Consider the following 22,115-nt stretch of genomic DNA (forward strand, 5'->3'; position numbering starts at 1 on the left):
CTGCCACGTCTACGGGACAGGCTGGCGCACACGGCCTTTACCACAGTCCGGCCGGAGGGCTCCAGGTGCAGGTAGCGGACGGCGGTGGGGTGGTTTCGGTACTTCTGCCGCTGCGGGGGCTCCAGGTGCAGGTAGTGGACGGCGGCCTCAGCTAGGAGGTGCACCCCTGAACCAGTCCTCAATGAGAAGCCGCCCCAGGGAGGCCCGCCCGGGCAGGACGATGCGCCGCTGCGCCACCGCCTGCGCCAGCTCCTCCCGCGAGACGAGGACGGCACCAGTGACCTCCTCCCCATCGGGACGGGCCAGATTCTCACCAGGGGCGAGCCGCGCCCGGTAGCCGAGCATGAGGGAGCGGGGAAAGGGCCAGGGCTGGGAAGCAAGGTAGGACACGTCCTCCACCCGCAGCCCCGTCTCCTCCCAGACCTCCCGTCGCACCGCGGCCTCCAGCGACTCCCCTGCCTCCACGAACCCAGCCACCACGGAGTAGCGTCGGTCCTCCCAGGAGGCACCGTGGACAAGGAGGAGACGGTCGGCGTCGTCGGTGACAGCCATGATGACAGCCGGGTCGGTCCGGGGGAAGTGCACGGCCTGGCAACCGCTGCACCGACGCGCCCAGCCTGCCTGGACCGCCATCGTGCGTGCGCCGCAGGCGGGACAGTAACGCGACGAGCCGTGCCAGGCTGCCAGGGCCGAGGCGGTCACGGCCAGCCCGGAGTCACGGACACCCATCTGAGCGCCCGTCGCCCGCAGCGCGGTGAGGGGATGCCTGCCTAGTACCCGGCGCAGGTCCGGGTGGTCGGTAGCAGCACCCTCGGCGTCCGTCCCACCCCGAGGCTGCCCGGGGGCCTCGGGAACCTCCAGCCCCTGCGGCACGACGACGGCCAGCCAGCCGCGTCTCCCCGCCCGCGAGCCCGCACCGTCCTCCCTGTCGTCACGCCCCAGGTAGAAGGTGGACAGCCCCTCCAGGTCCAGCTCCTTCGCGCTGAGGTCGGGCAGACGGAACCCCGTCCCCCCTGGGTAGCCCTCCCACACACTGGCACCCATGCCGACGGCGTCGGGGGGAGCCAGTCCGTCCTCAGGCGGGTCGGGGCTGTGTGCCGAGGCGTCGAGTGCCACCCTGCCACGGGAGTCCACCAGCAGCAGCCGGGTGGCAGGATCGGTGGCAAGGGCTTCCAGCAGGCCGGGGTCGCTACGGCGCTGGGCGTCACGGTCGGTGGCGGAGCGGGCCAGGGCCAGATGGTCAACGAGCCAGTCACTGCGCATAGTCACACCCTAGCCTGCCTGTCTCCTACGTCTCTCCTAGGTCCCTCGTATCTATCTGCTTCTACCTGCCGCTCCTCATCCGCTGACCGGGGCGACCTCCTCGAATGGTCCCTGCAGCCGGGCTGGCCGTCCAGGGAAGCAGGCCCTAGAGTGGAGCGGTGTCCTCCCCGTCCTCCCCGCCCCGGACCTACCTTGACTGGGCCGCGACGTGCCCGGTAAGGCCCGAGGTGGCTCAGCAGGTCACCGAGGACCTCACCACTGCCGTGGCGGGACGTGGCAACCCGGCCTCACAGCACTCCAGCGGTCGGCACGCAGCTGCCCTACTGGCCGAGGCCCGCGCCCGCCTTGCCGCCGCCCTGGACGTAGACCCTCACGAGGTCCTGTTCACCTCTGGAGGCACCGAGGCTGACGCCCTGGTGGTCTCTGGGCGTGCCCGTGCCGTCCCGGGCGGACGCCTGGTGATCTCCCCCACCGAGCACCCGGCCGTGCTGGACTCGGCCCGTGCCGCCGTCAACCACCTGGGGGCCGAGCTGATCCTCCTGGAGGTCGACCAGGCCGGGTCGGTGGTGCCGACCTCCCTGGACGCGGCGGTGCACCACGACAGCGCGGGTGCCCCTGCCAGCCTGGTCTCCGTCATGACGGTCAACAACGAGACCGGGTTGGTCCAGGACGTGCCCGCCCTGGTGGAGCGTGTCCGCGAGGCCTCCGGCGCACGTCGTCCCGGGCAGGCAGGCTACGTCCCCGTGCACTCCGACGTTGTAGCGGCCCTGGGCAAGGTGGCCGTGGAGCCGCGTGCGTGGGACCTGGACGCGATGAGCCTGGCCGGCCACAAGCTGGGCGCCCCGGCGGGCACGGGCGCGCTGGTAGCCCGCCGGGAGGTGGTTCTGGCCCCGGTCACGGGCGGAGGCCGCCAGGAGAGAGCGGTGCGATCCGGTACGCAGGACGTCATCGGCGCCCGAGCGCTGGCCCTGGCGGTGGAACTGGCGGTGGCTGAGCGGCAGAAGCAGGCTTCCCGCCTGGAGGAGCTGCGTGAGCGGGTGCTGCGCGGGGCCAGCGCCCTGGGCGGCGCGCACGCGACCCTGCCGACCGACGCAGCCAGCTCCCCCGCTACGGCGCACCTGTGGTTTGAGGACTGCGACGCCGAGGCCCTGCTCATGGGGCTGGACCTGGCGGGGGTCGATGTCTCCGCAGGGTCGGCCTGCCACGCGGGGGTGTCGCAACCCAGCCACGTCCTGGTCGCCATGGGACTGGGCGAGCAGGCAGCTCGCTCCACCCTACGCGTAAGCATGGGTCCCACGACCACCGGACACGACGTCGACCACCTGCTGGAGGTCCTGCCCACAGCCCTGGAGAGGGCTAGGAGAGCATGGGCGGCACGGTCCTGCGTTGACACTCCCCGAGAGCAGCGCTGGTGAGGGCGCGTTGTAGCGCGCTGGTGCGCAGGGGGAACACCGTGCCGATACTCGCGGCAGCAGTACTGGGTGGCCTGGTGGTCGTCATGCTGGACAGCGGTATATGGCTGTATATCCAGGCCGTCTTCCACGACCCGGTGTCCTCACGAATGCGGGCCGCCATGCATCTGGCCTTCGCCACGACGTGCGTGGCCGCGCCCTCTGTGGGGTTCTACCTCCTGTACTTCTACGCCAGGGCGTGGCGGGCACTGGGCACCGGGCTGGCACGAGCTCGTCTCCTTGCGCTCCTCGTGGCGGCGCTGGTACTGGGCGCAGCCGCGATGACCGGCGTGCTCTGGGCGCTCTACTCACTCAACGACGCCGGGGTCATCTAGGTCCGGGCACACGAGGCACGAGGGCGTCAAGCCGCTAGGCACTGGACTGCCCGGCCGTACAGCAGGAAGCCGTACCAGCAGCAGCCGGGCGGTGCTGGTAGCAGGGCCCCTGACAATCGCACCGGAGCCACTTCCCTGCCGCGTGCGGGCCGCGATAGGCTGCCACGGCCTGTCAGCCGCACGGCCAGCCAGGGACTCATGGGCCAGCCAGCGGGTCATGCGGCTGGGTCGGCGCCCGCTGGGGCGCTGGCCGGACGGAGACCGGATCAAGTGGAGGGAGTACCCGTGCGTGTCCTGGCTGCCCTGTCTGGCGGTGTCGACTCGGCCGTTGCCGCTGCGCGCGCCGTGGAGGCAGGCCACGAGGTGGTCGGGGTGCACATGGCCCTGACCCGTAACCGTCCGCTCACCCGCTCAGGATCGCGGGGCTGCTGCTCTGTCGAGGACTCCGGCGACGCCCGGTGGGCCGCCCAGGTCCTGGGAATCCCCTTCTACGTGTGGGACCTGTCGGAGGAGTTCGAGGAACGGGTGGTCGCTGACTTCCTAGCCGAGTACCGGGCGGGGCGCACTCCCAACCCCTGCGTGCGCTGCAACGAGCGGGTTAAGTTCGACGCCCTCCTGGACCGGGGCTGGCCCTGGGGTTCGACGCCGTAGCCACAGGCCACTACGCCCGCCTGAGCGGGGGCGCCGCCTGCGGCCGCCCGGGGACGAGGAGGGGCTGGAGCTGCGCCGTGGGGCTGACAAGGCCAAGGACCAGTCCTACGTACTGGCTGTCTCCGGACGCGCTGGCCTGGCTCGGGCGCTGTTCCCCCTGGGCGAGGCACCGAGCAAGGCGGCTGTGCGGGCCGAGGCGAGAGCGAGGGGGCTGCCTGTGGCCTCCAAGCCCGACTCCTACGACATCTGCTTCGTGGCCGACGGCGACACCCGAGGTTTTCTTGCCCGAGCCCTGGGAACGCACCGAGGCGCCATGGTCTCTCCCGACGGCGAGGTCCTCGGCTCCCACGACGGGTACTTCGGCTTCACCGTGGGACAGCGTCGGGGGCTGGGGCTGGACCGTCCCGCCGCTGACGGACGCCCCCGCTACGTCATCGAGACCCGCCCCGCCACCAACGAGGTAGTGGTGGGTCCCGAGGAGCTGCTCACCCGTTCCCGGGTCGAGGGGAAGGACCTGGTACTGCTGGCTGCCTCGGAGGCGCTGGCGTGCCCACCTGGCAGCCGCGGCTGGAGCGGGGCGGCCGTGCAGGTGCGCGCCCACGGCAGGCCGGTGCCCGCCGACGTCAGCGTGGACGAGGCGAGCGGCACACTGCGGGCCGACCTGCACGAGCCCCTGCGGGGCCTAGCAGCCGGGCAGTCCGTGGTCGTCTACGGCGGGGCGGGAGGCGACAGGGTCCTGGCCCAGGCGACAGTAGCCTGAGCCACAAGTCCACACGGACCGGGCTAGCCCTGTTGGCTCTGAACCGACGGAGGCGGGTTGTCCTCCCCCTCTCCCCTCCCCGAGGAAGATGGCAGAGTTGATGGTGACGAGCGGGTCAGCACCGCCGTAGGAGATGATGGCCGCTCACCTCTCAGCCGCGCAGGCGGTCCAGCTCCTCGACCAGCTGGGGCACGACCTCGGTCACGTCACCGACCACGCCAAAGTCCGCCATCTCGAATATCGGGGCCTCGGAGTCGTCACACACCGCGACGACAGCGCCCGCACCCTGGATACCGGACGTGTGGTGAATGGCCCCGGAGACGCCCAACCCGATGTACAGGCGCGGGGCAATGGTCTCACCAGTCTGGCCGATCTGTGCACTGCGGTCGATCCAGCCCTCGTCGCAGGCCACCCGGGTGGCCCCCACGGCAGCACCCAGCGGCTCGGCCAGGGAGCGGACCAGGTCAAAGTCCCCGTCCACACCGCGTCCACCCACCACCACGGTACGCGCCTCGCCCAGCGCAGGGCCAGCCGCCGCAGAGGCCTCCTCCCGCGAGACCAGGCGTGTCGCCGTCGCCTCAGGGCTCAGGGCCACCTCCAGAGGCTCGACCCCCAAGGGCTCGGCCCCGGCAGGGGCCTGCACCTCGACGGAACCGGGACGCACCGCGATGACCGGGGTGCCCTCACGGTGGGGAGCGACTGACATTGTGGTGGCCCAGGAGCCGGACAGGACCAGCTTGGAGGCGCGCAGATCCCCGTCAACCACCTCCAGTCGGGAGACGTCGCTCACGCAGGCAGACTCCAGGAGGATCGCGACACGTCCCGCCAGCTCCTTGCCACGGAAGTCACTGGCCACCAGGACCGCGCCCGGCCCCACCCGGCCGCAGGCAGCCACCACCGCGTCAGCCACAGCTGCGGACACGACCGCCTGCTCACCCAGGTCGGCGACGAGGAGGCGGGATCCGCCTGCTGCGGCGAGCGTCGAGGCCGTCTCGGTGTCCACAGGCTGTAGCACCAGGGCCACCACCTCCCCGCTGGTCAGCGACCGGGCAGCGGCCAGCAGCTCCAGCGCGGGAGCAGTCGGGGTCGCACCCTGAGGCGCCCCGGAGGTCTCAAGGTCGACAAGCACGAGCACAGGAGCATCGAGCATCGGGGATCAGTCTCCTTCTCAGCAGGTGTTTCTGGTGTGTACGCCCCCTGCCGCGGCGGACGCACCCGCACAAGTCAGACGAGCTTGTTGTCCACCAGCCAGGCAGCCAGCTCGCGCCCGGCCTGGCCTGCGTCGGTGCGGATGGTACCCGCCTGCCGGGCCGGGCGCTCCTGGGAGTCAACCACCGCCACTGAGGGCCCGGCGCTGGGCTCCAGCCCCAGGTCAGACAGGTCCCACACGTCCACAGGCTTCTTCCTGGCCGCACGCATCGCGGCGAAGTTGGGGTAGCGGGGCTCGTTAGCCTGGTCCGTCACCGAGACCAGGGCGGGAAGAGGAGCGCTGAGCACCTCACGGACCGTGCCCAGCGTCCGGGTGACCGTCACGGAACCGTCGGCGACGTCCACCTGGCTGGCCAGGGTCAAGGCAGGCAGTCGGAGAGCAGCCGCCAGGGCGCCGGGGAGCATCGAGGTCATTGCGTCCAACGAGGCCATGCCGGTGACGACCAGGTCCACCCCGCCGATCCTGGAGACCGCCGCCGCCAGGGTCCTCGCCGTCGCAACGACATCAGCCCCCTCCAGGGAGTCGTCGCTGACGACCACGCCCCTGCTCGCTCCCATCTGGAGGGCGCGACGCACAGCGTCCTCAGCGTCGTGCGGCCCCATGGTCAGGGCGACAACCTCGCCGACCTCACCGTCGTCAACTGCCTCGACGAGGCTGACCGCCGCCTCGACCGCGTTCTCGTCAAGCTCGTTGAGCACGTCGTCCTCACCACGGACCAGGCGCCCCTCCTCCAGGCGGCGCTCAGACTGCACGTCAGGGACGTGCTTGATGCAGACCACGATCTTCATGCAGCCAAGACTGCCACACCAGGCCGCACCGGCCCATGAGCGCTCAGTCACGCTGACATGCTGTCACCTGCACGGTTACCTGTCTCACCACCGCAAGGTGCCGCAGTCCCGTGTGACCCGTGATACCGGAGTGAGACCTCACACCGGTTTCGGCTGGTACGTCCCCAGGCAGGACCCGACAATAGTGGGCATGCCTCCGACACCTGTGCTGACACCTGCGCCGCGCGCAGCGCACGACGTTCCTGCAAGACACAGACTAGGGGCTGTCCTCACCGGTGACGGTGCGGACTTCGTAGTTCACGCCGCCCACGCCACGGCGGTTGACCTGTGCCTGCTGGAGGTAGACACCGACGCAGCAGTGGTCAGCGAGACCCGGGTAGGCATGCACGGCCCCCGACAGGGTGTGTGGTCCGCGCACGTTCCCGGCGTGCGAGCCGGGCAGCGCTACGGCTACCGCGTCCACGGCCCCTGGAACCCCGGTGAGGGACTCCTGCACAATCCTCGCAAGCTGCTTCTCGACCCCTACGCACGCGCCCTGGACGGCAGGGTGGATCTTGGCCCGCAGATCTACGCGCACACGGTGGACTCCGACCTGGTTCCGACCTCCCCTGCCTCCCCCGACTGGCAGCCCTCCACGCTCGACTCTGTGGGGCACACGGTCATGGGGGTCGTCACCGGGGACTCCTTCCCCGTCGTCCCGGGGCCGCGCGTGCCCCGCGAGCGCACCGTCATCTACGAGGCCCACGTCAAGGGCCTGACCCACGACCTGCCCGGCGTGCCCGAGCACCTGCGCGGCACCTACGCCGGGCTGGCCCACTTCGCCACTGTGGACCACCTCAAGAAGCTGGGCGTGACCACCATCGAGCTGCTGCCGATCCACGCCGCCTTCACCGAGCCCTTCCTCGCCAGGAAGGGCCTGACGAACTACTGGGGCTACTCCACCCTGAGCTACTTCGCCCCGGAGCCCTCCTACGCCTCGCCCGGGGCCCGTGCGGCAGGGCCGCAAGCCGTGCTGGACGAGGTACGAGGCATGGTCTCCATGCTCCACGAGGCCGGGCTGGAGGTGGTTCTCGACGTCGTCTACAACCACACCTGCGAGGGCGGTATGGATGGCCCGTCCCTGAGCCTGCGGGGCCTGGACAACCTCGGCTACTACCTCCACGGGTCCCACCGGCCCGCCCAGTACGTCGACGTCACCGGAACCGGAAACACGGTGGACTTCCGCTCTACGCGGGCAGTCCAGCTGGTCCTGGACTCGTTGCGCTACTGGGTCAACGAGGTCGGCGTGGACGGCTTCCGCTTTGACCTGGCCGTGACCCTGGGGCGCCACGCCTCGGAGTTCTCCTCACGTCACCCTCTGCTGGTAGCGGCCGCGACCGACCCCGTGCTGTCCGGGGTCAAGCTGATCAGCGAGCCCTGGGACGTGGGCCCCGGCGGGTGGCAGACCGGCCAGTTCCCGGAGCCCTTCCAGGACTGGAACGACCACTTCCGGGGTACGGTACGCTCCTTCTGGCTGCACGACCCCTCGGAGATGTCCCGGGGGCGGCAGGGCTCAGACCTGCGGGACCTGGCCACGAGGCTGGCGGGCAGCGCCGACCTCTTCAGTAACGGGGAGAACCCCGGGGGGCGCGGCCCCCTGGGATCGGTCAACTTCATCACCGCTCACGACGGCTTCTCCCTGCGGGACCTGGTGTGCTACGACCACAAGCACAACCTGGACAACAAGGAGGACAACCGGGACGGCACCTCTGACAACCGCTCCTGGAACCACGGCTTCGAGGGGCCGGTGGTCGAGGGCCTGAACCTGGGGCCTATCGAGGTCCTGCGACGCCGTTCCATGCGCAACCTGCTGGCCACCCTGCTGCTGAGCGCGGGCACTCCGATGATCCTGGGAGGCGACGAGCTGGGCCGCACCCAGCAGGGTAACAACAACTGCTACTGCCAGGACTCCCCTCTGTCCTGGGTGGACTGGGACCTGGAGCCCTGGCAGCAGGACCTGGTCGCCACGACCCGCTTCCTTGTCGATCTGCGCCACGCCCATCCGGTGGTGCGACCGGACCGCTTTGCCACGGGGCAGGTCCAGGCGGAGGACACGATCCCCGACCTGTCCTGGTTCCGCGGTGACGGTGAGCTGATGGACGCCGTCGCCTGGCACGACCCGCACACGCGCGTGGTCCAGATGCTGCGCTCAGGACGGCTGTGGGGCGACGACGACCTCCTGGCCATTGTCAACGGCACCCTGGACCAGGTCGAGGTCGTGCTGCCTAACGGGCACGACACGGACTGGCACCTGGCCTGGGACTCCACCTGGGCCGTCCCCCAGCCCCATACTCTGCCCTTCACCCTGGCCCGGCGCGTCAGCCGCGCGGCGACGGCCGGTGACCTGTACGCCGCCGCAGGGCACCAGGGCGGGGAGCAGGCAGGCACCGGCCCCGCAGGCTCCGCCCGCAGCGGCGCCGAACCGGGACGCCGGGACGCCGGGCGCCCTGGGACCGTGGACTGTCGTCAGGACCGCCCGGGGGACACCACCAACCTGGACGCTCTGTCCCTGCGCGTGTACCTCTCCGGGGAGCGGCTGGCTGAGCTGAGCACGGCTCGTCGCTGACCAGTCCTGGTCTGGCCGCCCGATCCCCCGGACTGACCGCCCCTGGACAGCAGGCCCTCGACGGCACGCCCTGGACAGGCTCTAGCCGCACTACCCTGGGAGATCGTGGACGGAACGGAGTAGGTGGCGGATGAGGCCTACGCATGACGCGGGTTATGACGCTCGCACCCTGACCAGGGCCTTGACGACTCGCGTTGACGCGTACTTGACAACGGAGGGGTACTGAACTGAGGGGTGTGGGCGGCTGGGGCTGTCTGGAAACTGGCGAGGGCGGGGCATGTACCTGTTGGGGCTGTTCCAGGTGGCGTGCACCAGCGCGAGCCTGCCTGGCTCCACTCCTGCCGGAGTGGAGCCTGTCGATGTGGGGTGCAACAGCGTGAGCCAGGCTCCCTCTCTGGAGCGCTGCCGGCGTCGAGGGCGCTGCCGGTGTCGCGGTGTGCTAGCACCGCTTCCTCCTTCTGCTGACATCTTCCACTTGGGCCTCGTCCGTGCCAGCCAACCTTACGCGAGTCCCGCTGGTGTGGATCTGCTCAGACGAACAACCCCCCTCCCAGGAGATACGACAGCACACACACACGGCGCCGGGCACTTCCAGAGCACCAGGCACCCACCGACCCTGCACAACACGGACACAACCTCACAGGGAAGCACCCCTAGGATGGTCCCCATGACTCAGCCGACCCCGAGGGACCCCTCGGACACTCTCAAGGACGTCGCGCAGGCCGTCCCGGAGGCCTCCGCCTCCTCCTTGGCCAGCTCGGCCGAGGACACCCTGGCCGCGTCGACCAACGAGGCCTCCCTGGCCCGCTCCGTCGCCCGCTCAGCCGAGATCGAGGCGGACCTGGCGGTCCACCCCGACCGGTACCGGATGCTCACCGGGGTGCGCCCTACGGGCAACATGCACCTGGGGCACTACTTCGGGACCATGAGCTCGTGGCGGACCATCCAGGACACGGGTGTGGAGACCTGGATCCTGGTGGCCGACTACCAGGTCATCACCGACCGCGACGCCGTGGGACCGGTGCGTGAGCGCGTCCTGTCCCTGGTGGCCGACACCCTGGCTGTAGGCGTGGACCCGCAGCGCTCCACCGTCTTCGCCCACTCGGCGGTTCCGGCCGCCAACCAGCTCATGCTGCCCTTCCTGTCCCTGGTTACCGAGTCCGAGCTCCACCGCAACCCCACGGTCAAGGCCGAGCTGGAGGCAACCGAGGGCCGCGCCATGAGCGGCCTGCTGCTGACCTACCCGGTCCACCAGGCGGCCGACATCCTCTTCTGCCAGGCCAACCTTGTCCCCGTCGGCAAGGACCAGCTGCCCCACCTGGAGCAGGCCAGGCTCATCGCCCAGCGCTTCGAGCGGCGCTACGGGCGCGCAGTCCAGGACCACCCTGTCTTCCGCCGCCCCGAGGCCCTGCTCAGCGAGGCTCCGCTGCTGCTGGGACTGGACGGGGAGAAGATGAGCAAGTCGCGCCACAACACCATTGAGCTGCGGATGAGCGCCGACGAGACCGCCAGGCTGCTGAGGAAGGCCAAGACGGACTCCGAGCGGGTCATCACCTACGACCCGGTGGGGCGGCCAGAAGTCTCCAACCTGCTGAGGCTGGCCTCGCTGTGCGGGGCGGGGGCGCCCCAGGAGATTGCCGAGCGCATCGGCGACGGCGGGGCGGGCAGGCTCAAGGGGATCACGACCGAGGCGGTCAACGAGTTCTTCGCCCCGATCAGGGCCCGTCGGCGCGAGCTGGAGACGGAGGAGGGCTACCTGCTCCAGGTACTCCATGACGGCAACGAGCGCGCCTGTGCCGTGGCGGAGGAGACACTAGAGGCCGTGCGCACCGCCATGGGTATGAGCTACTGAGAGCGGGAACGGCAGAGTACTGCATGCCACGACGACACTTTTCCGTTACCGTCGTGGCATGGGTTACGGTGTGCCCACGCACATGGACAAGACACGGTGGCGGGTCGCCCGCGCCGGTCAGATCCAGGACGCCTCGGTGAGGAGCTGATGGTGAGTGACGGCGCCCAGGCTCCTGGTTCGGGTTCTGGGGCGGGTGCTACCGCGCTCGGTGCTGCGGGTGTGGCGGCGGTTCGGGTTCGAGGGGTTCGGGCGGGGCCTGTTCTGGGTCACTGACCCTCTGGAGTGGGAGCCGGTGGTCAGTGAGTGGCTGGACCCGGTGCGTGACCGGCTGGCGTTCTCGGACACCTGGTACTGCCTGGCGCGCTCGGCCATGGGCAACCTGTTCCTGTGGGGCCGTTGGCGCTGGGGCGGCTGGGGCCGGTGGGGGTCGGCCAGGTCTACGGGTTCATCGTCGCGCCGGTGCTGGGCGGGCGGGTCAGCGTGGACAACCTGCGCGTGGTGGACGCCCGCGCCTACCTGGTCGTGCAGGCCCAGCGGGGCGTGGTGCGCGCCGTTCTACCACAGCGGGCGCAGCCCCGGCCTGCGTGCCAGGGGGGTGGAGTTCGAGCTCCAGCTCCACGGCCAGTACCAGGTCCTGGCCCAGGTGCCCGCCCAGGACTACCTGGCCGCCGGCGACCTGTTCCACCAGGAGGGCAGGAAGGGCGCCGAGGCCACCGGACGCGCACGCAGGCGGCTCACAGACAAACTCATTGAGTACGGAGTACGTGGCTTTCGCTGGTCACAGGAGCAGGCGCGTGGCTGGGCGGGTGAGGCCGTGTGGAAAGTGGCGGAGCTGCACAACCAGGACCAGGTCCTGGGTGGTGGCCCCGAGTCGGCCCGGGACGTCTCGGGCGCGCCGGTGCCTGGTGACCGGGGGTCAGCTCCTCCCTGGGGGCGCAGAACCCCTGCAACGCGGCCGTGGTTGACGCTGCCGCCCGGCGCCAGGCCGCAGCGGGTCGGGGCCACCTGCCGCTGGGGTTCCAGGTCGTGCTGACCGCCTGGCGCCGCAGCGTCAGGCGCCTGCGCGCCCGCCAGCCCGCCCCGGACCTGCATCCACCCCACAGGCCCCAGCCATGCCACCAGGCAACGCCCCGAGGCCCGGACCACACACCGCGTCCCACCGTCGGTCCCCCGGTACCGCGACAGGCAGGTACCCTGTCCCTGTGACTGAGCACACGACGCCGAGCACGGCCGCACCGATGACGCCCCCGTCCCTGCCGACCCCGTCAGAGGAGGCCGCTCCTGTCGGCTCCTCAGCCGCCGGGTCCTACCCGGTGGGGGCGGTGCCCCAGCCCGCTCCCTTCGCACCCGTCGGTCGCATCCCGGTCACCGAGGTCTTCCCCGTGGTGGAGGACGGCCGCTGGCCCGCCAAGGCCGTGGTCGGCGAGGTGATTCCAGTGCGCGCCACGGTCTTCCGGGAGGGCCATGACCGTTTCGGGGCCACTGCCGTGCTGGTCCGCCCTGACGGCACCAACGGGCCCAGCGCGCGCATGCACGAGGTCGCCGTGGGCCTGGACCGCTACGAGGCCCGGCTGGCCCCTGACACTCCCGGCGACTGGCGCTTCCGGGTGGAGGGCTGGTCCGACCCCTACGGCACGTGGGCGCACGATGCCTCCATCAAGGTGCCTGCCGGGGTCGACGTCGAGCTGATGCTGGAGGAGGGCGCGCGCGTCATGGAACGCGCCGCCCAGGTCCCCGGGCGCGCTCCCGAGGACGCCGAGGTGCTGACCCGGGCCGCTGCGGCACTGCGCGACACCTCCCAGGAGGCGGACGCCCGCCTGGAGGCAGGCCTGTCGCAGGAGGTGACCACCGTGCTGGAGCGCCTGCCCCTGCGCGACCTGGTCTCTTCCTCGGCGTCCTACCCCCTGCAGGTGGACCGCACCCGCGCCCTGGCCGGCTCCTGGTACGAGATCTTCCCCCGCTCCCTGGGCTCGGGCGCCGACGAGCACGGCAACTGGCACTCCGGCACCCTGCGCACCGCCACCGAGCACCTGGACCGCATCGCTGCCATGGGCTTCGACGTCCTCTACCTCACCCCGGTCTCCCCGATCGGCACCACCAACCGCAAGGGTCGCAACAACACCCTCACAGCCCGCCCCGGCGACCCGGGCTCCCCCTATGGAATCGGCTCCCCCGAAGGCGGCCACGACGTCATCCACCCCGATCTGGGTACCTTCGACGACTTTGACGCCCTGGTGGAGCGCGCCCGCCAGCTCGGCATGGAGGTAGCCCTGGACCTGGCCCTCCAGTGCTCCCCGGACCACCCGTGGGTGGCTGAGCACCCCGAGTGGTTCACCGTCCTGGCCGACGGGTCCATCGCCTACGCAGAGAACCCCCCCAAGAAGTACCAGGACATCTACCCTCTCAACTTCGATAACGACCCGGAGGGGATCTACCAGGCCATCCTGGAGGTAGTGCGCACCTGGGTCCACCACGGGGTGACGATCTTCCGGGTGGACAACCCGCACACCAAGCCCCTACCCTTCTGGCAGCGCCTCATCGCCCAGGTGCGAGCCGAGTCCCCTGACGTCCTGTTCCTGGCTGAGGCCTTCACCCGCCCGGCCATGATGCGCACCCTGGGCAAGATCGGGTTCCACCAGTCCTACACCTACTTCGCCTGGCGCAACACCAAGGCGGAGCTGACCGACTACGTGGTGGAGCTGAGCCAGGAGACCGCCCACGTGCTGCGCCCGACCTTCTGGCCTACCACCCACGACATCCTCACCCCCTTCATGACGGCCGGGAAGGTGCCTGCCTTCCGGCTGCGCGCCGTCCTGGCAGCCACGCTGTCGCCCACCTGGGGCATCTACTCCGGCTACGAGCTGGCCGAGTCGGTGCCTCGCCCCGGCTACGAGGAGCAGATCGACAACGAGAAGTACGAGTACAAGCCCCGTGACTTCGCCGCCGCCCGCTCCAACGGCATTGAGGAGCTGCTCACGCGCCTCAACGCCGCACGCGCCGCCCACCCCGCGCTGCGACAGCTGCGTGACGTGTGGTTCCACCCCACCAGCGACGACCACATCATCGCCTACTCCAAGCGGGTGGACGCCGCCCACAGCCCGACCGGGCGTGACGACACGGTGCTCACCGTGGTCAACCTGGACCCGCACAGCGCCCGGGCCGGGGAGGTCTTCCTCAACCTGGAGGCCCTGGGGCTGCCCGCTGAGACCGACGGCTCCCGCCCAGTGGTCCGCGTCACCGACCTCCTGGACGAGGGGTCCTACGAGTGGTCCGGCCAGAACTACGTGCGTCTGGACCCCTTCGTCGGACAGGCCGCCCACGTGTTCGCGGTGGAGGCGCTGTGAACGAGGCCTTTTCCGGTGCTGGCGAAGTGCCTACGGCAGGGCTGCTGGCAGCACCGGGGTCAGTGACACCAGCAGCCGGGCTACCCGTCCTGGCCTCGGACGCTGCCGCTCCAGCAGGTCCTCCCGTCACCACCGCCGCTGCGCCTGTCACCGCAGGCAGTGCCGTCCCGATGACAGTGGCACCGCCGGTCCCCGGCATCCCCGTGCTGCCCCACCAGGACCGTCCTGGCATCAGCGCGGACCCGGAGTGGTTCCGCACCGCCGTGTTCTACGAGGCGCTGCTGCGTTCCTTCGCCGACTCCGACGGTGACGGCACGGGCGACCTGATCGGCCTCATCTCCCGCCTGGACTACCTGGCCTGGCTGGGAGTGGACTGCATCTGGATCCCGCCGTTCTACCCCTCCCCCATGCGCGACGGCGGCTACGACGTCTCGGACTACACTGCCGTAGACCCCCGCTACGGGACGATGGAGGACTTCCGCGAGATGGTCCACCAGGCCCACCAGCGGGGTATCCGGGTGGTCATCGACATGGTCCTCAACCACACCTCGGACACCCATCCGTGGTTCCAGGCCTCCCGCTCGGACCCTGAGGGACCCTACGGGGACTTCTACGTGTGGCGTGACGACGACTCCGGCTACCCGGACACACGGATCATCTTCGTAGACACCGAGGAGTCCAACTGGGCCTACGACGTCGAGCGCGGCCAGTTCTACTGGCACCGGTTCTTCTCCCACCAGCCCGACCTCAACTACGACAACCCGGCCGTGGTGGAAGCCGTCCACGACGTCATCCGGTTCTGGGCGCGCACCGGCGTGGACGGCTTCCGCCTGGACGCGGTCCCCTACCTCACCGAGGAAGAGGGGACCAACTGCGAGAACCTGCCAGGCACCCACGCCGTCGTCGCCGGGATCCGGGCCATGCTGGACCGGGAGTTCCCCGGTGTCATCACGATCGCGGAGGCCAACCAGTGGCCACACGACGTCGTGGACTACTTCGGCACCGAGGAGGCGCCGGAGTGCACCATGTGCTTCCACTTCCCGGTGATGCCTCGGATCTACTACGCCCTGCGCCAGGAGTCAGCCACAGCGGTCCGCTGGGTGCTGGAGCAGACCCCGCAGATTCCGGCCCACGGCCAGTGGGGTACCTTCCTGCGCAACCACGACGAGCTGACCCTGGAGATGGTCACCGACGCCGAGCGGGCCCAGATGTACGCCTGGTACGCACCTGACGAGCGTATGCGGGCCAACATCGGGATACGCCGCCGCCTGGCGCCGCTGCTGGACGCCTCCCGCGCGGAGATCGAGCTGGCTAACGCGCTGCTGCTGTCCCTGCCAGGAAGCCCCTGCCTCTACTACGGTGACGAGATCGGCATGGGGGAGAACATCTGGCTGGAGGACCGCGACGCCGTGCGCACCCCCATGCAGTGGGACGACTCGCCCAACATGGGCTTCTCCACTGCGGTGGACCCGGGCTCCCTCACCCTGCCCCTCATCCAGACCCCGGGCTACTCCCACCTGACAGTAGCCACCGAGATGGCCCGGCCCGACTCCCTGCTGCACTTTATGCGCCGCCTGCTGCACCTGAGGCGCCAGCACCCGGCACTGGGACGAGGCGACTTCCGTCTGCGTCCCACCAGCGACGATGCGGTCCTGGCCCACACCCGCTCCGAGGCGGGACCGGGCGGGGAGACGCTCCTGTGCGTGACGAACCTGTCCTCCGTGCCGCGCTCGGTGAGGGTCCAGGCCCCGGACCTGGCCGGGATGAGCACCACCGACGTCTTTGGGGGCACCGTCTTCCCCCGGTTCGACGAGTCCGGTGTGCTCACCCTGACACTGGGGGCCCGTGGCTACTACTGGCTGTCCGTGACACGCCCGGATGCTGCCTCAGGAGCGGTCGCGGAGGCGACGTGGAGGAGCACGGTCCCGGGTATGCCCTCGCAGCCCGCCGGGGAGGGGCTGTGAGATCCGGGGCCTGGCCGCAGGACGAGGCGCTGCTGGAGGCTCTGGGGGCCTGGCTGCCCGCCCGCCGGTGGTTCCCGCTCAAGGGCGCCGCCGGGTCCGAGCCGCAGTCACTGAGGCTGGTCGCCTGCCAGGATATGGCCCCGGCAGTACGTGACCTGCTCGTCGCCGTCCCCCGCAGCACGCAGCCAGCCACAGCGGAGGAGGGGGTCACCGGGCAGGGCGGGGCCGACGTCGGCAGGGCAAGCGGGGCAAGCACTGACGGAGTGGAGGCGGCCCAGGGACTGCGGGGGCAGGTAGTGCTGCACGTGCCCATGGTCCTGGAGGAGCCCGGCGCCCTGGACTCCTTCGCGGTTGCTGGCGAGCCCCCGGGCAGCCACGGCCTCACCCTGGAAGGTCCTAGCGGCCAGGTGGCTCTCGTCGACGGCGCCCACCACCCGGACTTCTGGCGGGCCTGGGCCCGGCAGGCCCTGGAGGCGGGCACGGTCCTGGAGGAGGACGGGGCCAGGGCGATCCTCCAGCGCGCCCACCGGCTGCGCGTGTCCACCTCCCAGCAGTCGAACAGCTCGGTGGTACTGCCAGCCCCTGCCTGTGGCCAGCAGCCAGGCGGCCCTGAGGACGCCTGCGTCCCGGACCTCGTCGTCAAGCTCCTCCGGGTCCTGGACGAGGGGCGCAACCCGGACGTGGAGGTCTCCGTGGCCCTGGCCCGCGACGGCTGGGACCGGGTCCGCAGGCCTGTGGCCTGGTCCGTGGCTACCTGGAACCCTGCCCGGTCGGAGCTAGGACCCAGCACGATGCCCGCACCTGCCACAGCATCCACAGTCTCCACCGACTCGGCCGTGGCCTGCGTCTTCGTACCCGAGGCCGAGGACGGCTTCGAGCTGTTCTGCGCGCTGGCCTCCTCCGACGACGCCGACGGGCCGCGCCGCAAGAGGGCGCTGTCCCTGGCTGCGTCCCTGGGGGATACGACCGCGCAGATGCACGACCACCTGGTCTCCGCCCTGGGAGCCAGCGCACCGCCCTCGCCCCGCGACCTGGCGGCCGCCCTGAGGCTGCGCGCCGGGTGGGCGCTGGCCGAGGTCCCTGAGGTCTCCCAGAGGATACCCGGTGCCGCAGACCAGGTCCGCCGCTTCCTCACCCGCCTGGAGGCGCTGGACACCCTGGGCCCGTCCTCACGGGTCCACGGCGACTACCACCTGGGCCAGGTCCTCCACGAGACCGGCGGGCAGCAGCGGTGGTACGTCCTGGACTTCGAGGGGGAGCCCCTGCGCCCGCTGGCGGAGCGCACTCGTCCCGACCAGCCTCTGCGCGACGTGGCGGGCATGCTGCGCTCCTTCGACTACGCCGCGGCGGTGGGCAGGACCGTGCACCCGGACTGGCTGCCCGCAGTGCGCCGCGCCTTCACTGACGGCTACTACAGCCGTGCCCGCCACGGGCACGGCCCAACCGCGCTGGACCAGGCTGCCTCCGAGGTGCTGCTGGCCTGCCTCGAGCTGGACAAGGCCCTGTACGAGGCCGTCTACGAGGCCCGTAACCGTCCCGACTGGCTCGACATCCCTCTGGACGGTATCGCCTGTCTGCTGGGGACTCCTACCGCACCGGGTGCCCCGGGTCCTGCACACCGCTGAGGCGCTCAGCGGCTCAGTCGGCGACACCCTTAGCCGGGCCGCTGACCAGGCCACGAACCAGGCCGCCGACCCTGCCCGCTGGCTGAGCTGCCGACTCAGGTACTGACTTGGCCGCCCAAACACTCCCACCAGCCCTCGACCCATGGAATAGTTGACTCATGACCGATGCGACCGCACCCGAGCCCGCCCCCGACAACGCCGCGCAGCCCAGGCCCGTCCCCGTGGACCCCTGGGTGCTGGCAGACGTGGCCTACGCCCGCTACCACAACCCGCACGAGGTCCTCGGCGCCCACGTGGGCGACCACGGGGTGACGGTGCGTACCGTGCGCCACCTGGCCGACGCCGTCGTCGTGGTCACTGCGGAGGGCGCCTATCCCGCCACCCACGAGCAGGACGGCGTGTGGGTCGCGGTCCTGCCCGGCCAGGAGGTCCCCGACTACCGCATCAAGGTCACCTACGGGGACGAGACCACGACCGTGGACGACCCCTACCGTTTCCTGCCCACCCTGGGCGAGATGGACACCTACCTCATCTCCGAGGGGCGCCACGAGGAGCTGTGGGAGGTACTGGGCTCCCACGTCAAGCACTTCTCCGGCTCGCTGGGGGACGTGGACGGCACCGCCTTCGCGGTGTGGGCGCCCAACGCCCGGGCCGTGCGCGTGGTGGGCGACTTCAACTACTGGGACGGCACCGCCACCGCTATGCGCTCCCTGGGCTCCTCCGGTGTGTGGGAGCTGTTCGTCCCAGGGGTTGGGGTGGGCGCCCGGTACAAGTACGAGATCTGCTTCGCCGACGGCTCCTGGCACCAGAAGGCCGACCCCCTGGCCCGAGCCACCGAGGTCCCCCCGGCCACCGCCAGCGTGGTTACCGACCGCTTCCACGAGTGGGGTGACCAGGAGTGGATGGCCAGGAGGGCGGAGACCAACCCCCACAACCAGCCCATGAGCATCTACGAGGTCCACGTCGGCTCGTGGCGCCAGGGCCTGGGCTACCGGGGACTGGCCGAGGAGCTCGTGCCCTACGTCAAGGAGGCAGGCTTCACCCACGTCGAGCTCATGCCCGTGGCCGAGCACCCCTTCGGAGGCTCCTGGGGCTACCAGGTCACCGGCTACTACGCTCCCACGGCGAGATTCGGGACCCCTGACGACTTCAGGTACCTGGTGGACCAGCTCCACCAGGCGGGCATCGGTGTCATCCTGGACTGGGTCCCCGCCCACTTCCCCAAGGACGAGTGGGCACTGGCGCGCTTCGACGGCACCGCCTTGTACGAGGACCCCGATCCCCAGCGCGGTGAGCACCCCGACTGGGGCACCTACGTGTTCAACTTCGGTCGCAACGAGGTACGTAACTTCCTGGTGGCCAACGCCCTGTACTGGCTCCAGGACTTCCACATCGACGGCCTACGCGTGGACGCGGTGGCCTCTATGCTCTATCTGGACTACTCCCGCGAGGACGGTCAGTGGCACCCCAACCAGTTCGGTGGGCGGGAGAACTTGGAGGCCATCAGCTTCCTCCAGGAGTCTACCGCGACCGCCTACCGCAAGTGCCCGGGCATCCTCATGGCGGCCGAGGAGTCTACCGCCTGGCCGGGGGTGACCGCCCCCACGGAGTACGGCGGCCTGGGCTTCGGCCTGAAGTGGAACATGGGCTGGATGAACGACACTCTGCGCTACCTGGCGGAGGACCCGGTCAACCGCCGCTACCACCACGGCGAGCTGACCTTCTCCCTGGTCTACGCCTTCTCCGAGCAGTTCATCCTGCCCCTGAGCCACGACGAGGTGGTCCACGGCAAGGGCTCCCTGCTGTCCAAGATGCCCGGCGACGCCTGGCAGGAGCTGGCGGGCCTGCGCGCCCTGTACGCCTACCAGTGGTCCCACCCGGGCAAGCAGCTGCTCTTCATGGGCCAGGAGTTCGGCCAGGGCGCGGAGTGGAACGCGGACAACTCCCTGGACTGGTGGATCCTGGACGACCCCGGCCACCAGGGCCTGCTGCGGCTCGTCACCGACCTCAACACCCTCTACAAGGCCTCTCCCGCCCTGTGGGCCGAGGACTTCTCCCACCGAGGCTTCGAGTGGATCGAGGCCGGGGACGGGGACCACAACGTCCTGTCCTACCTGCGCAAGGGCACTGACGCCGAGGGCAGGGCGGACCTGATGGTGTGCGTGGTCAACTTCGCCGGCACCCCGCACGAGGGCTACCGCGTGGGGCTGCCCTTCGCTGGCGACTGGGACGAGGTCCTCAACACCGACTCCCCGCAGTACGGGGGCTCCGGCGTGGGCAACCTGGGCCACCTTGAGGCTGAGGAGCTGCCCTGGAACGGGCGTCCCGCCTCCGTACGGCTGCGCGTGCCCCCGCTGGGCGCCGTCTTCCTGCGGCCCTCACAGGACTGAGGGGCAGGCCTTCCCGGGGCCGGGGCGTGTGCTCCGGCCCCGGTCCGCGTTCTAGGAGCCCCGGGGCGTCCCGTCAGAGCAGGTCAGAGCAGCTCATCCCGCCCGTGGTCGGCCAGTCGGTCAACAACACCCTTGACCTCCTGCGCGTGGTCTGGAGTCGTCACCAGGAGCGCGTCCGGGGTGTCAACCACGACGACCCCGGGCACGCCCAGCAGCACCACCGTCCTGCCGCTCGCTGCGGCCACGAGCGACCCCGGCGAGGAGAACACCTCAACCTCCTCGTCCTCATTCTCCTCGGTATTCTCCTCAGTCTCGCTCCCACCCTGCGCAGCCGTGCCCTCCCGAGCCGGTGCAGGCGGACTGGCCGCCACCGCTGCTCGGCCGTCCTCAGGTACAGGCGCAGGCCTTGAGGCACGTCCTGTCGTACCGTCCTGGCCTGCCAGGGCGAAGTCCAGGACGGCGGCTCCTGCGGCAGGCCCCTCCGTGCGGGTTGGCACCAGCTGGACGAGGCTGTCGTAGCCGCCGACGTCGTCCCACCCCATGGAGGCCGGGACCACGGCCACTCCCCCCTCGGCGGCCACCGGCTCGGCGATGGCGTGGTCGATGGCGATCCTCTCCAGGCCCGGCCACACCTGCGCGACGACACTGCTCCGCCTGGGGGTGTCCCAGACCTGGGCCACCCCCTCGATCCCCGCTGCCAGGTCCGGGCGCTGGGCCGCGAGGTGGTCCAGCAGCACCCCGGCCCGGGCCACGAACATGCCCGCGTTCCACTGGTAGCCACCTGCATCCAGGTAGGACTGCGCGGTAGCCGCATCCGGTTTCTCGGTGAAGCCCAGGACCTGGTAGCCCTGGGGGGCTCCTGGCACCCCGAGGCGTCGGCCGGCACGGATGTAGCCGAAGGCGGTGGAGGGCCCGGTGGCCTCGATGCCGATAGTCACCACCCAGCCCGCCTCCGCCAGGACAGCCGCCTGGGTGACGGCGTCGGTAAAGGCAGCCTCGTCAGTGATGACGTGGTCGGCGGCGAAGGAGCCCACGACCGCCTCACGGCCGTACCGGTAGGCGATGATGGCTGCCGCCAGGCCGATGGCAGCCATGGAGTCACGCGGTGAGGGCTCGGCAATGAGGTTGTCAGGCGGGAGCCCGGGAAGTTGGTCCGCCACGGCCTCCAGGTGGGCGGCTCCGGTGACCACCGTCGTCGTGGCCGCCACCGGCGCCAGGCGGGCGACCGTGGCCTGGAGTAGGCTGCGTCCGCTACCGGTGAGGTCGAGGAGGAACTTGGGACGGCGGTGGCGGCTCAGCGGCCACAGCCGGGTCCCAGCCCCGCCGGCCGGGATGATCGCGTGGATCTGCCTGCTCCCCACCGACTCAGCGTGCCGCTGTGCCAGCCTGCGCGCCTGTCCTGCTGAGCCTGCGGCCTGGACAGCTCTCTCCGGGCGCCCTGGCCGCCCGGTCATCTCAGTCCTCGTGTCACCCACCCCGGCAGACTACCCCGGCGCTGTACCGCAGCGCGTCAGGCGAGTACGCAGGTAACCCCCGGTGAAGCGCGACAGCGTAGTCCACACACCACAGACACTCGAGGCGCACGACTCCCTTCAACTTAGTTCCGTGGAGAGCAAACTCACTCATGCACTACGGGACAAAGCATAGATGTCATCCATTAAAACTCAAGAATCTCCTGAACTGCAAATATATTTTGCATGGAGGACGAGTCGATCAATGCTTCCCGCGTCGATAACGTCCTTGGCGGAGATGTGCAACTCTAACTTCCTGCTGAGAAGCGCCCCTATCATTAAAGCCTGCGCCGAAGTCACCCCTAAGGAGACAAAACTGTCAGACGGCGACTCCAATGCTTCAGGACAAATAGTAGAAAATACATC

At 70.2% G+C, this 22,115-nt stretch carries 13 protein-coding genes and 2 pseudogenes; 10 read left to right on the forward strand and 5 right to left on the reverse strand.

Translation table 11 applies throughout. The features are described from left to right. Positions 1 to 147: 147 nt before the first annotated feature. Positions 148 to 1,263: an NAD(+) diphosphatase gene (gene nudC / locus D5R93_RS09315; RefSeq protein WP_120204871.1), complete on the reverse strand. Its 1,116-nt coding sequence runs from the start codon at positions 1,261 to 1,263 to the stop codon at positions 148 to 150. A 158-nt stretch (positions 1,264 to 1,421) separates the two neighbouring features. Between nudC and D5R93_RS09320 the strand changes: the two genes are divergently transcribed. The 3 genes and pseudogenes from D5R93_RS09320 (at position 1,422) to mnmA (ending at position 4,460) form a co-directional block, all read left to right on the forward strand. Next, positions 1,422 to 2,678, forward strand: a complete 1,257-nt coding sequence (locus D5R93_RS09320; RefSeq protein ID WP_120204874.1) for a cysteine desulfurase family protein — start codon at positions 1,422 to 1,424, stop codon at positions 2,676 to 2,678. Further along, positions 2,675 to 3,049 carry a hypothetical protein gene (locus tag D5R93_RS09325; RefSeq protein WP_162933901.1) on the forward strand — a complete coding sequence of 125 codons (375 nt, stop codon included), beginning with the start codon at positions 2,675 to 2,677 and terminating at the stop codon, positions 3,047 to 3,049. Before D5R93_RS09320 ends, D5R93_RS09325 begins: the two co-directional genes overlap by 4 nt. 285 nt (positions 3,050 to 3,334) lie before the next feature. After that, positions 3,335 to 4,460, forward strand: a pseudogene (gene mnmA, locus D5R93_RS09330) (tRNA 2-thiouridine(34) synthase MnmA). 151 nt (positions 4,461 to 4,611) lie between these two features. Here the strand turns inward: mnmA and D5R93_RS09335 are convergent. Beyond that, positions 4,612 to 5,610 (reverse strand): electron transfer flavoprotein subunit alpha/FixB family protein, encoded by a 999-nt coding sequence (locus tag D5R93_RS09335; RefSeq protein WP_119836483.1) that lies wholly within the window; start codon positions 5,608 to 5,610, stop codon positions 4,612 to 4,614. Positions 5,611 to 5,684: 74 nt separating this feature from the next. Beyond that, a complete protein-coding gene (locus D5R93_RS09340; protein WP_120204878.1) occupies positions 5,685 to 6,458 on the reverse strand; it encodes an electron transfer flavoprotein subunit beta/FixA family protein in 774 nt (257 codons plus the stop codon). Between the two features lie 190 nt (positions 6,459 to 6,648). On the opposite strand from D5R93_RS09340, the gene glgX reads away from it, so the two are divergent. The 7 genes from glgX to glgB all read left to right on the forward strand — a co-directional run bounded on the left by glgX (position 6,649) and on the right by glgB (position 20,238). Then, entirely contained in the window at positions 6,649 to 9,063 is a 2,415-nt protein-coding gene (gene glgX / locus D5R93_RS09345; RefSeq protein ID WP_120204880.1) for a glycogen debranching protein GlgX, read from the forward strand. A 667-nt stretch (positions 9,064 to 9,730) separates the two neighbouring features. Next, entirely contained in the window at positions 9,731 to 10,915 is a 1,185-nt protein-coding gene (gene trpS, locus D5R93_RS09350; protein ID WP_119836486.1) for a tryptophan--tRNA ligase, read from the forward strand. Between the two features lie 154 nt (positions 10,916 to 11,069). Then, entirely contained in the window at positions 11,070 to 11,948 is an 879-nt protein-coding gene (locus D5R93_RS09355) for a GAD-like domain-containing protein (protein ID WP_120204882.1), read from the forward strand. Between the two features lie 205 nt (positions 11,949 to 12,153). Next, positions 12,154 to 14,259, forward strand: a complete 2,106-nt coding sequence (locus D5R93_RS09360) for an alpha-1,4-glucan--maltose-1-phosphate maltosyltransferase (protein WP_120205981.1) — start codon at positions 12,154 to 12,156, stop codon at positions 14,257 to 14,259. Between the two features lie 170 nt (positions 14,260 to 14,429). Next, on the forward strand, positions 14,430 to 16,223 hold the full coding sequence (gene treS / locus D5R93_RS09365) for a maltose alpha-D-glucosyltransferase (RefSeq protein ID WP_119836672.1): 1,794 nt from the start codon (positions 14,430 to 14,432) through the stop codon (positions 16,221 to 16,223). Beyond that, a complete protein-coding gene (locus D5R93_RS09370) occupies positions 16,220 to 17,848 on the forward strand; it encodes a phosphotransferase (protein WP_243106691.1) in 1,629 nt (542 codons plus the stop codon). Before treS ends, D5R93_RS09370 begins: the two co-directional genes overlap by 4 nt. A 158-nt stretch (positions 17,849 to 18,006) precedes the next feature. Further along, a complete protein-coding gene (glgB, locus tag D5R93_RS09375; protein WP_119836490.1) occupies positions 18,007 to 20,238 on the forward strand; it encodes a 1,4-alpha-glucan branching protein GlgB in 2,232 nt (743 codons plus the stop codon). Between the two features lie 83 nt (positions 20,239 to 20,321). On the opposite strand, the gene D5R93_RS09380 is transcribed toward glgB, so the two are convergent. Then, entirely contained in the window at positions 20,322 to 21,692 is a 1,371-nt protein-coding gene (locus tag D5R93_RS09380) for a mannose-1-phosphate guanylyltransferase (RefSeq protein ID WP_120204884.1), read from the reverse strand. A 210-nt stretch (positions 21,693 to 21,902) separates the two neighbouring features. After that, positions 21,903 to 22,109: pseudogene (locus D5R93_RS15035) on the reverse strand (phosphopantetheine-binding protein); the annotation flags it as partial. Positions 22,110 to 22,115: the final 6 nt, after the last annotated feature.

The sequence above is a fragment of the Actinomyces lilanjuaniae genome, from assembly GCF_003606385.1.
In the GTDB taxonomy this organism is placed as follows: Bacteria; Actinomycetota; Actinomycetes; order Actinomycetales; family Actinomycetaceae; genus Actinomyces; species Actinomyces lilanjuaniae.

Bases quoted from the DNA above. Each gene is read 5' to 3' on its own strand.
- nudC (WP_120204871.1), bottom strand. From the start codon at position 1,263: ATGCGCAGTGACTGGCTCGTTGACCATCTGGCCCTGGCCCGCTCCGCC.
- D5R93_RS09335 (WP_119836483.1), bottom strand. From the start codon at position 5,610: ATGCTCGATGCTCCTGTGCTCGTGCTTGTCGACCTTGAGACCTCCGGG.
- D5R93_RS09340 (WP_120204878.1), bottom strand. From the start codon at position 6,458: ATGAAGATCGTGGTCTGCATCAAGCACGTCCCTGACGTGCAGTCTGAG.
- glgX (WP_120204880.1), top strand. From the start codon at position 6,649: ATGCCTCCGACACCTGTGCTGACACCTGCGCCGCGCGCAGCGCACGAC.
- trpS (WP_119836486.1), top strand. From the start codon at position 9,731: ATGACTCAGCCGACCCCGAGGGACCCCTCGGACACTCTCAAGGACGTC.
- D5R93_RS09360 (WP_120205981.1), top strand. From the start codon at position 12,154: ATGACGCCCCCGTCCCTGCCGACCCCGTCAGAGGAGGCCGCTCCTGTC.
- treS (WP_119836672.1), top strand. From the start codon at position 14,430: ATGACAGTGGCACCGCCGGTCCCCGGCATCCCCGTGCTGCCCCACCAG.
- glgB (WP_119836490.1), top strand. From the start codon at position 18,007: ATGACCGATGCGACCGCACCCGAGCCCGCCCCCGACAACGCCGCGCAG.
- D5R93_RS09380 (WP_120204884.1), bottom strand. From the start codon at position 21,692: ATGACCGGGCGGCCAGGGCGCCCGGAGAGAGCTGTCCAGGCCGCAGGC.